This is a genomic window from Candidatus Acidiferrales bacterium (assembly GCA_035515795.1).
Lineage (GTDB): Bacteria > Bacteroidota > Ignavibacteria > Kryptoniales > JAKASW01 > JAKASW01.
The window spans coordinates 54,509-65,532 of sequence record DATJAY010000033.1; the positions used below are offsets into that span (position 1 = coordinate 54,509).

Below are 11,024 nucleotides of genomic sequence, written 5' to 3' on the forward strand. Positions count from 1 at the left end.
AGTGGAGATGTGACCGCCGCATTCAAAGTGACGGTCACATTTCGCAACATTAATCTACCAGATCTTTGCTCTTTCGTCTTCGGATCTGTACATCGGGTCACCGGGCTTGCAACCGAACGCCTCGTAGAACGCAGGAGTATCTGATAACGGTCCGTTACACCTGTACTCATTAGGTGAATGAGGGTCAACAATTATCCGCTGGCGCAAAGCCTGCGGAGTGTCGTTCTCGCGCCACATCTGTGCCCATGCAAGGAAGAAACGCTGCTCTGCTGTGAAGCCGTCAATGGTTCCCGGACGCGGGTTGTCTTTCAAGGTGTTCTCAAATGCATCGTAGGCTATTGAAACACCGCCGAGGTCGGCGATATTTTCTCCCTCAGTGAGCTTCCCATTTACGTGAATTGAGTCGAGAACAGTATAACTATTGAACTGGTTTACAAGAACTTCTGCTTTCTTTTTGAAGTTCGTTGCATCGGATTCCGTCCACCAATTTTCTAAATTTCCTTTTGCGTCAAACTGACTTCCCTGATCGTCGAACCCGTGTGTCATCTCGTGTCCGATTACGGCGCCCATCCCGCCATAGTTGACCGCGTCGTCAGCGATGGGATTGAAGAACGGCGGCTGCAAAATTCCAGCGGGGAAAACTATTTCGTTCATGGATGGATTGTAATAAGCGTTGACGGTCGGAGGAGTCATTCCCCACTCAGTCCGGTCGACCGGCTTGCCTATCTTACCTATCTCGAAATTGAAATCGAATTCGTTCGCTCGCATAACGTTCATGACATAAGTGCCGCGATCGATCTGCAGTCCTTCATAACTTTTCCATTTATCAGGATAGCCGATTTTATTGATGATCGCATTTAACTTTGTCAGAGCCTGCTTTTTTGTCTCGTCGCTCATCCAATCGAGCTTCTTGATTCTTTCTGCCAGCGTTGCTTCAAGGTTGCGAACCATTTCCTCAGCACGTGCTTTTGCTTCAGGCGAGAAATAATCTTTGACGTACAGTTTTCCCAATGAGAATCCGATCTCATTATCCACGGTGTTAAGGACTCGTTTCCATCTTGGCTGTAACTCCTTTGCTCCCGTAAGAACCGTGCCGTAGAACCTGAAATTCTCGTCGACATACTTTTTAGAGATGTAAGGTGCCATAGAATGGATTAGATGCCATCTGACGTAAACCTTCCAATCCTTGATAGATATCTGCTTCAATATCTTGCCGATTTCCTTGACGAACTTCGGCTGGGCAATGTTTATGCTTTTAACCTTTGGTAAACTAAAATATCTGAGATATGCATTCCATGAGAATTCGGGTGTTAACGCGTTGACTTTCGCAAGGGCCATCATGTTGTAGGTCGCTTTTGGATCGCGTCGCTCGGTCCGCGTCATCGATGCTTCCGCAAGTCGACGCTCGAGCTTCATCACGACCTGGGCCTCGTCTCCGGATTTCTTTTCATTATCCCCCAGAAGCTCGAACATGTTTATCAAATGCGTGTTGTACTCCTGCAGGATTTGCTGCGATTGCGGATCTGTTTTGGTATAATAGTCGCGGTCCGGTAGACCTAATCCAGCCTGTCTCACTGTGGCTATCATCGTTTCACTATTCTTGAAATCCTGCTGCGAGGAAAAGTAGAAAAGGATATTCACTCCAAACCGCTGAAGTTCCGGGATGATTTTTTGCAGACCTTTGAGATCTTTAACTGCGTCTATTTTCTTGAGATACTTTTCCAGCGGCTTCATTCCTTGTAATTCGATGTTTGAAGAATCCATTCCGCTGTAGAAGAAATCCCCCACGAGCTGAACGTCGCTTCCTTTCGCAGCGTTCGTCTCCGCTGCTGCGCTGTCTACGATTCCATGAAGCTGTTCCATGTTGCGGTCATAAAGCTCGGTGAAGCTTCCCCAGCGGCTGTATTCCGGTGGTATCGGGTTTCTCTTCAGCCACCCCCCGTTTGCATATAAGTAAAAATTTTGTCTTGGAGACGCGGTGGTGTCCAAATTCGCCGGGTCTAGCGGCAATATGCTCTCAGTTTTCTCCTGTGCCATCATTTCAGTAACTCCAATTCCTATGGCAAAGGAAATAAAGAGCAGGTATGGTGTAGCATGATTGATTTTCATGCGAACTCCTCTCCCTTTTTCTTATTGAGAAATTTCGTTTGATGTACTCAGAGCTCAAGGTGTTTTGTTTAGCGAGCACCGGTGACTTTTGCCAAACGCTTTCGTCGTAGGTGCGAACCATTTTACTACTCATAAATTTAAAAAACCACTAATCAACTGTTGATAGGTGTTTTTGAGGATTACTAAACGACGATACGTGAAGGTCGTTTAGTCATTTCTATCCTTATTTTTAGCTTTTTGTCATGAAAATATAATGTAATTTATTTAGTCATTTAGTGAAAGTTTGCAAATTGCTTTTTAAAGCCGTCGGGGATAAATTTTTATGATGGAAGGATTTCACGGAAAAACCGCCCTGGTGACCGGTGGGTCGGTCGGAACCTCGGTCGCCGAATCTTTCTTGAAGTCTGGTGCCAGCGTTGCATTTGTTTATAGAAATTCTGCCAGGTTGGCATCTCTTAACGAAAGGTTTACTGAGTTCCGTCATCTGTTTCTGCCAATCGGCGGGGATCTGTCCGATTTCAATTGTGCCGTTGAAATCGTCGAACAAACCAAAAAAAGATTTGGCCGGGTAGATTTCCTGATCAACAGTCTGGGCGGGTGGACAGGTGGAAAAAAATTGCATGAGCATTCGGCAACCGAATTACATCAAATGTTTTCCGTCGATGTCGTTCCGACATTTAACATCATGGCTGCCGTTCTTCCTGTTATGATGGAACACAAATTTGGAAAAATCGTAAATTTTGTTTCAATGCAAGTGTTCGGGACGGGTGCCGGTAACGCGATTTACTCAGCCTCTAAATCCGCGGTGCTTGCATTGACAAAGGCTGCCGCGGAAGAATACAAAGATTTCGGGGTATCTGTTTACGCGGTCGCGCCTTCGGTTATCGACACCGAGAGCAACAGAAAATCCATGACAAAGGCTGACGTGAACAAGTGGGTGAAAATTGAGGAGATAGTCGATGCAATTTTCTTTTTGTGTGGTGCGGGTGACTCTTCTAACGGAACAATCATAAAATTTCCAGGAAAATTATAATGACATTAAAAGAAACTATTGATGCACATATCAAACAGGCGATGCTGAAGAAAGAATCGATGCGTCTCGGCACGCTTCGAATGGTAAAAGCAAAATTGCTCGAGAAAGAAGTCGAGAAACGGCCGTCCGGCGGGATGACTCCGGCGGACGAGTTGCAGGTACTTACGAGCGCGGCAAAAATGAGGAAGGAATCGATTGAAGAGTTCGAAAAAGCGGGACGCAAGGATCTGGCAGACAAGGAACGTTCCGAGCTTGAGATCATTCAGGAGTATCTTCCGAAGCAACTGGGGAGGGAAGAAGTTGTGAAAATAGTAAGCGACCTCGCGGCGCAATTAGGTGCAACGACACAGGGTGATTTTGGGAAACTTATGGGTGCAGCGATGAAGGACCTGCGCGGGAAGGTTGACGGTAAAATTGTCCAAGAAGTAGTGAAGGAGAAATTGGGTTGATCAGCGGCATCGACATAATTCTGCTTGTCTCTCTCATAGCTTTCACTGTCCATGGTTTCTCAAAGGGATTGGTCAGCAAGCTTTTGTCCCTCGCGGCAATCTTGGGAGGGATTATCATCGCGGCGAAATATTCGAAGAAAATTGCTCTGTGGGTGCAAGGTATCATCGGCGGTTCCGAGATGGTATGCGGTATCATCGGAATTGTTTTGTTGTTTGCAATTCTTCTTCTTGTGTCTTCAATACTGACGAAGATGTTCAGGAAGGTTTCGATCTTTCGGGTGTGGGATAAATTCGGCGGCGCGATTTTTGGGCTCTTGGAAGGCGCTCTGATGATTAGCCTCCTCCTCCTTTTTCTGTCAATTTTCGACATCCCCGCCGCCGGTTCGTCGCGCGATAAATCGTGTATATACATGCCCTTAAGAAATTTTGCGGTCGTTGTTTACACTACATTTGTTGCCAAGGAATCAACAGAGAAAACCATAGACGATTTTTTCTCAAAGGGGTCCGTTGAACAGCCTCCAACAAAGTGATTCTATAAACGAAGATTCCATCGGGGTACACGATACTGAACTACTTCGTTCCTTTGAAAAAGTCGAATTCCTCAAGCTGATTTCATATTTAAAAAATCTCTGTCAAACGGAACTTGGTGCGAAATATTTCAATGATGTTCCGCTGTATTACGAGAAATATTCACTTGAGAGAGAATATCTTCTAGTAGATCAATCCCATTCTCTCCTGGTGAGAAATATTTTCCCGGAGCTGACAGGTGCAAAGGATGTACGTTTCTCCCTGGCCCGTGCCTCCAAAGAAGGGAGCTATCTTCAGGGCATGGAACTTCGTGACATTGCATCTCTTTTGCATGCCGTGGAGTCCACGCGGAAGAGTTTACTCAGACAAAAAAATGAATTCCGCGAGATTTCCGAGATCGGATTCCGTCTATACCAGGATTTAATCCTGGAATTCAATATCAACCGGGCGATTGATGAAGACGGAAATCTCAGTGACGATGCGAGCAAAGAACTCCACAGGATAAGAACGAATTTGAATCGAACCCGGGGCAATCTTCGTAAGAAAATTATTTCCATAGCCCGGTCTTTTTCGGAAATGGAGTATTCGGAGGACGACATTTTTACGCAGAGGGATGGCCGTTTGGTTTTGCCTTTGAAAGCCGAATTCAAAAAACAAATTCCAGGCCTGATTCACGGGGCCAGTGCGACGGGGCAGACCGTTTTCATCGAGCCGTCCGCTGCGGTTGATTTGAACAACGAAGTTATTTCGCTGCAATTTGAGGAACAGAGAGAGATTGAGAAAATACTCCGTGAGCTTACGGACAAAGTCCGTGAAGTTGTTCCGCAGCTTCTCCAGGATGTTGACGTAATTGCATACGTGGACAGCCTATACGCGAGAGCGGAATACGCCGTTCGATTCAATGCGATCATCCCTGCGGTGGAAGCTGTGGACGTTCCTCGACTGGTGAAGGCGCGCCACCCGCTGCTCGTCATAAAATTAGGACGCGAAAAGGTAACGCCGATCGATATGTTTTTGGAGGATAGTACCCGTGTCGTGGTCATAAGCGGTCCAAATTCCGGCGGCAAGACTGTGACTTTGAAAACCGTCGGCCTATTTGCTCTCTGCAATCTTGCGGCAATTCCTCTTACAGCCGATCCCGGTACAGAGCTCCCGATTTACAGAAATATCTTCACGGAGATCGGAGACGAGCAGTCGATTGAAAATGATCTCAGCACGTTCACTTCTCGCATAAAACATTTTGTTTCGATAATCGATAAAGCAGGCGCAAAATCCTTGGTGCTCGTAGACGAATTCGGGGAGGAGACCGAGCCGGCGGAAGGAGCGGCACTTGCGTCCGCGATGCTGGAAGAATTGCGCGACAAGAATTCCATGTCATTCGTTACCACGCATAATTCCGGATTGAAAGTTTTTGCAAGCGATGCAGCCGCCATGATCAATGCCGCCATGGAATTCGACCAGAACACGTTGGTGCCGACATATAAACTTATCATAGGCAGACCCGGCTCAAGCTACGCGTTTGAGATCGCGCAAAGAACGGGGATTGACAAGGACATCGTGGAACGGGCGAGGAAGTATATCGGCGAAGGAAGAAACAAGCTCGAAAATTTGCTTCTAAGAGTTGAGCAGCTCGAAAACGAGCTCCGTGACAGAGTGATGGAAATAAAGAAGGAGCAGGAGCTTGCCGAAACAATGAGACAGGAATACGAAAAGAAAGTCTTTTCCGCGAAGAAGGAAGCCTCCGAGATCAGAAGCAAGGCAGTTGAAGAATCGGAAAAAATTATCGCTGAACTGAACAAGAAAATTGAAAATATGGTACGCGAAATCCGCGAGTCGGGCGCGGACAGGGAGGCGCTGAAAAGGTCGCACGCATCGGTTGATGAGATGAAACAGCAGGTTGCAAAAATGCGGGATTCTCAGGGAGCCGAACAGCGACGGAGTTTCAGCGTCGGAGACATCGTCTCCATAAGCGGAACACTTCTTGCGGGGGAAGTGATAGAGAAGTCGAATGAAAAAGGCGAGCTTCTCGTTGAAGTAAGCGGATTGAAGATGCGCGTCCATGAAAGCGAGTTACGACAGACGACCAAAGGCAAGTTGAAAAAGAACGAGGCATTTGTTGCAGTCCACTCCGGCGTCTTGACTAGAGTTGATATTCGCGGAATGCGTCCTTACGAAATTCAAAGCACCGTCGAGAAATTCTTAGATGAAGCATACCTCGGCGGCTTGAAACAAGTGGAAATAATCCATGGCACTGGAACAGGCTCACTGAAACGTGCGGTTGAACAATTGCTCAAGATCCATCCGTTCGTGGTTTCATCTAGATCCGGTGATCTCGGCGAGGGGGGGCAGGGAGTCACGATAGTGGAATTGAAACCGGAATAACCTTTTTCAGAATGATGGGTCGTAGTTGAAAGACTTTGCACGTTTGATTCTGGATTGGAAGGACAGAGGATCCGCCGAAAACAATCCTATTCCGGCCGGTCTGCGCCATCTCCTTTGAAGCATCATGTCATGGCTCTTGTGCGGGGGCTAAATGTTGAAGCGAGAGAACTTTTTTTGGCGGAAGCAGGTTTTTGAGGAACTTTTTTCTGAATCTGGTATTGTATGTATCGTGATTCCCAATTATATTTTTTCTCGAGATTTTTAGAGAGGATGATAGTCCCGCTTACGTGATGCCCCTTCACCCGAATGGACCACAGAGAGTGAGCGGCGTTGCACAAATCGAAACTATCACAGCAATTTCCTGAAAAAGTAAAAAATATTTCTTTTGTTTAAACATTTGTGCCGTGGCAATGATATTTTCCTCCACGGCATAATATCATAATGAATAGTCCTATTTTTCGACATCTAGGAGCAATGCTGAAAATCCCGTACCACCTTGGCTCTTACTTTCTTTCAATCATATTTAACAAAGATCACTCTCCTAAGCTTTCAAGATTGGGAATTGCGATTCTAAGGACCATTTCAGTGAGTAAATCCCGATGAACAGAACCCTCCTGGAATACACACTGCGCGTTCGCGTTCCGATTCTTATTTTTGTCGCCTTAGCATCGATTACGGTTACTTATTTCGTGTCACGGCCAACGAGAGAGGGAATTGGTTACGCTCCGACGCAGCCGATCCCCTTTTCTCACAAACTTCATGCTGGCACAATGAAAATCGATTGCGCTTACTGTCACATCGGTGTTTACCGGTCCAGATTTGCCGTGGTTCCACCCGCCAGTACCTGCATGAACTGTCACACTATCGCACGAAAAACTCAGCCTGAAATTGTCAAACTGACAAAATATTACGATGAAGATAAGCCAATCCCGTGGAAGCGGGTTCACAAGCTTCCTGATTACGTTTACTTCAGTCATAGTTTTCATGTCAATACCGGAATACGTTGCCAGGATTGCCATGGCAACGTCCAGGATATGGACGTGATAAAACAAGTCTCGTCATTTACGATGTCGGCTTGCCTGGACTGTCACAGAAATGCTCCTACTCGGCTTTCTTACATTCAGAATATCAGGCAGGGACCGACCGAATGTTTCGCATGTCATAGATAAAATAATGGAATAGTGAAACAATGGAGTTGCGTATGAATGAACAATCGAGTTCCAAGACAAAGGTCGGTCAGCAGAGGAGAAAGATCCTAGGCTGGCTCGGACTTGGTGCTATTGGTACGATGATTTTCAGGATTGTGCCAATGAAGAAAGCAGTATCAAGAAGGCTCTTGCGAAAGAATGAGGAAAAGATATCAATAGCAATTAATAAATACTCGGTGAAAAGAAATAAAAAAGTGATGAAAAATGTCTGATCCGCAAGAGAAGAGTCAAAAAATCAAAAATAATCTTCCGGAGAAGGGACAATTCTATTGGAAAAGTCTGAAAGAGTTTTACAACGATCCGGCTTCGGTCGACGCAAAAGCGAATGAATTCATGGCCGGGGTGACGGATGATTTCAAATTATCAAGCCTGCCGGAAATGTCACGAAGGAAGTTCCTTGCACTTCTGACCGCATCGGCTTCGTTTGCCGCCGCGAGCTGCAGCAGCTATGAGGACAAAGGAAATGTAATTCCATACAACAAAGAACCTGTAGGCGTCATTCCAGGAGTCGCGAACTATTATGCCTCTACTTGCACCGGCTGCAAACATGCCTGCGGCATATTAGTCAAGACGAGAGAGGGGCGGCCGATAAAAATAAACGGAAATGATGAACATCCAGTAAATCGCGGAAAAATTTGCGCAAGAGGGCAAGCATCAATTTTAAATCTTTACGATCCTGAAAGATTCCGTCAACCGCAGAAGAGAAATGGCGGCAGCTTCTCGGATGTTTCGTGGAGTTCCGCAAACAGTGAAATCGTAAATGCATTGAGTGCCGCAGCGTCGAACGGGAAAGAAGTTGCCGTGGTCATGGGTACACTTCTCTCACCGACCACGAAAGCGGTGTTTGATGATTTTGCGACTAAATATCCGACGGTAAAGCTTTATTCATATGAACTTTTCACCGACACAAATAGAAATTCAGCCTGGCAAAAATCATATGGCGCCGGACAATTTCCACTGATAAACTGGGACAAAGCGAAGCTCATCCTGACGCTCGAAGCGGATATTCTCGGAGATGAAGGTAATACAATTGAACAAATGAGACTCTTCGCGTCGACACGAAACAATAAAGATCTTGATAATTTCAGCCGACTTGTAGTTGCGGAGTCCGGCATGACAATCTCGGGAATGAATGCCGATCTGCGGCTGAAGATCAGGCCGGAGCGGCAATATGATTTTGTAATGTCTCTACTGAATGAGTTGGTGGTTGCTCGCCAGATCTCGCGATTCGCGCTTGACAAGAACGTGGTCAATTCATTACAGGCGTATCCCTTGCAGAAGTTCGTTTTGCAGAATGGATTAGATCCAGAATCGGTCGAAAGCTTTGTCTCTTGCATGATTAAGTATAAAAATGCCTCGATTGTTTACGCCGGCGACAGGCTTCCCGAATCCGTGCATATTGCCGTAAACCTGCTCAATGAAGTCCTTGGCAGCACGGCGTTGTACAGAAACGATCAGTCGAGCGTATCTCTGCTTCCTTATTCCTCTACCCAGGATTGGGAAAATCTTGTCGCCGGAATGAATTCCGGAAAAGTAGGCGCTGTGATTCATTATGATGCCAATCCTGTGTTCCACCTGCCAGCAGATTATGGATATGCCGATGCACTCAAGAAAGTTGAAAATGTTGTCACGCTGTCGCAGTCCGAGAGCGAGACAGCTGCGGCGAGCAATTGGATACTTCCTTCCACGCACGACCTGGAATCATGGAACGATTTTAAGACACGAACAGGAATCTTGAGTCTTCAGCAGCCGGTTATCTATCCCTTGTATCAATCAAGACAGAAAGAAGCCGTTGTTCTCACCTGGATTGCTGGAAATGACGGCGTGTACCATGATACCCTGTACCATGATTATTTAATGAATCGGTGGCAGAAAGAAATATACCCGACGATGAAGACCGCGGTTGGTTTCAAGACTTTCTGGTTCAGTGCCCTCCATGATGGCGTTATTAAGTTTGAGGAAAAGCCGGGAGCGATTCAATCGTTTAAAATAGATGCCTTCACTTCTATCGTTTCGAAGCCAGCCTCGACCGGTTATTCCGTAATCCTGTCTGAAAGTTATGTTCTCGGCGACGGTCGGTTTGCGAACAATGGATGGCTTCAGGAGCTCCCTCATCCGGTGACCAAGATAACATGGGACAATTATGCAGCCATATCACCGGATACAGCAAAGGCGCTCAACGTGGATTACAACGATGTAGTAGAAGTTGATGCCGGCGGCAGGAAGCAAAAACTGCCGGCCTTTGTGCAGCCGGGAATGGCGGACGGTGTCGTGGCGGTCGAACTAGGTTATGGCAGATCAAATGCGGGGACGGTCGGGTCGTTGGTGGGAACAAATGCGAATGTACTCCTCGCCAAGGGAGGAGGACTGACCGAATGGATTTATTCTGGAGCGGCGGTAAACAAGGTTGATGGGAAATATGAGCTTGCTTCCCCTGTTGAACACAACTTTGTGAACGAGCCCATGACGAGGGAAATGCAATTCGCGAGAGGGATCATCCGCGAGGGGACTCTCGAAGAATATGAATCGCATCCTGATTTTGTCCGGAAGGAAAGGGAAGAATCGAAGCCTACAACGATATATAAAAATTTTGCATACAATGGTGTCAAGTGGGGAATGGCAATCGATCTTAACAAGTGCACCGGTTGCAGTGCCTGCGTAATCTCCTGCAATGTCGAGAACAACATTCCCGTTGTAGGAAAAGACCAGGTCGCTGTTGGCCGTGAAATGCAGTGGTTGAGGATCGACAGATACTACTCGGGCACACCCGTAGATGTCAAGATAAGTCTCCAGCCGATGTTGTGTCAGCAATGCGACGATGCACCTTGCGAGAACGTCTGTCCTGTTGCGGCAACGACGCACAGTCCAGATGGACTCAACATGATGGTTTACAACCGCTGCATCGGCACGAGATACTGTTCGAATAACTGTCCATACAAAGTCAGGCATTTCAACTTCTTCAATTTCAGAAAGCGCTACGAAGGTGGATACTATGAGCTTCAACCGGCTCCGATGGTGAGTAATCCTGAAGTCACCGTTCGCGACCGCGGAGTGATGGAGAAGTGCACTTTCTGCATTCAGCGGATCATCGAAGGACAGCAGGAGGCGACCCAGAATGGAACTGAATTTACAGGAAGAGGCGTAGTCACCGCCTGCCAGGAAGCATGTCCCGCAAACGCCATCGTTTTCGGAAATTTGAACGATCCAAAATCCGAAATAGCAGAACTGCGAGAACATCCGCTTGGATACTATTCGCTGGAACAACTCGATACCAAGCCGAATGTTACTTACCTGGCTAAACTAAGGAATATCTAA

8 protein-coding genes are annotated in these 11,024 nt (G+C 46.7%); 7 read left to right on the forward strand and 1 reads right to left on the reverse strand.

Going from position 1 to position 11,024, the window contains the following annotated elements:
* Positions 1-54 precede the first annotated feature (54 nt).
* Positions 55-2,109, reverse strand: a complete 2,055-nt coding sequence (locus VLX91_13100) for a M13 family metallopeptidase (protein ID HUI31142.1) — start codon at positions 2,107-2,109, stop codon at positions 55-57.
* A 322-nt stretch (positions 2,110-2,431) separates the two neighbouring features.
* On the opposite strand from VLX91_13100, the gene VLX91_13105 reads away from it, so the two are divergent.
* The 7 genes from VLX91_13105 to VLX91_13135 all read left to right on the forward strand — a co-directional run bounded on the left by VLX91_13105 (position 2,432) and on the right by VLX91_13135 (position 11,024).
* Positions 2,432-3,142 (forward strand): SDR family oxidoreductase, encoded by a 711-nt coding sequence (locus VLX91_13105; protein HUI31143.1) that lies wholly within the window; start codon positions 2,432-2,434, stop codon positions 3,140-3,142.
* A complete protein-coding gene (locus VLX91_13110; GenBank protein HUI31144.1) occupies positions 3,142-3,591 on the forward strand; it encodes a GatB/YqeY domain-containing protein in 450 nt (149 codons plus the stop codon). The genes VLX91_13105 and VLX91_13110 overlap by 1 nt, the downstream gene beginning before the upstream one ends.
* Entirely contained in the window at positions 3,588-4,121 is a 534-nt protein-coding gene (locus tag VLX91_13115) for a CvpA family protein (GenBank protein HUI31145.1), read from the forward strand. Before VLX91_13110 ends, VLX91_13115 begins: the two co-directional genes overlap by 4 nt.
* Positions 4,099-6,501 carry an endonuclease MutS2 gene (locus VLX91_13120; protein HUI31146.1) on the forward strand — a complete coding sequence of 801 codons (2,403 nt, stop codon included), beginning with the start codon at positions 4,099-4,101 and terminating at the stop codon, positions 6,499-6,501. Before VLX91_13115 ends, VLX91_13120 begins: the two co-directional genes overlap by 23 nt.
* 599 nt (positions 6,502-7,100) lie before the next feature.
* Complete coding sequence (locus tag VLX91_13125; protein HUI31147.1) at positions 7,101-7,670, forward strand: cytochrome c3 family protein; 570 nt, start codon at positions 7,101-7,103, stop codon at positions 7,668-7,670.
* A gap of 32 nt (positions 7,671-7,702) precedes the next feature.
* Positions 7,703-7,921, forward strand: a complete 219-nt coding sequence (locus VLX91_13130; GenBank protein HUI31148.1) for a hypothetical protein — start codon at positions 7,703-7,705, stop codon at positions 7,919-7,921.
* Entirely contained in the window at positions 7,914-11,024 is a 3,111-nt protein-coding gene (locus VLX91_13135) for a TAT-variant-translocated molybdopterin oxidoreductase (GenBank protein HUI31149.1), read from the forward strand. The genes VLX91_13130 and VLX91_13135 overlap by 8 nt, the downstream gene beginning before the upstream one ends.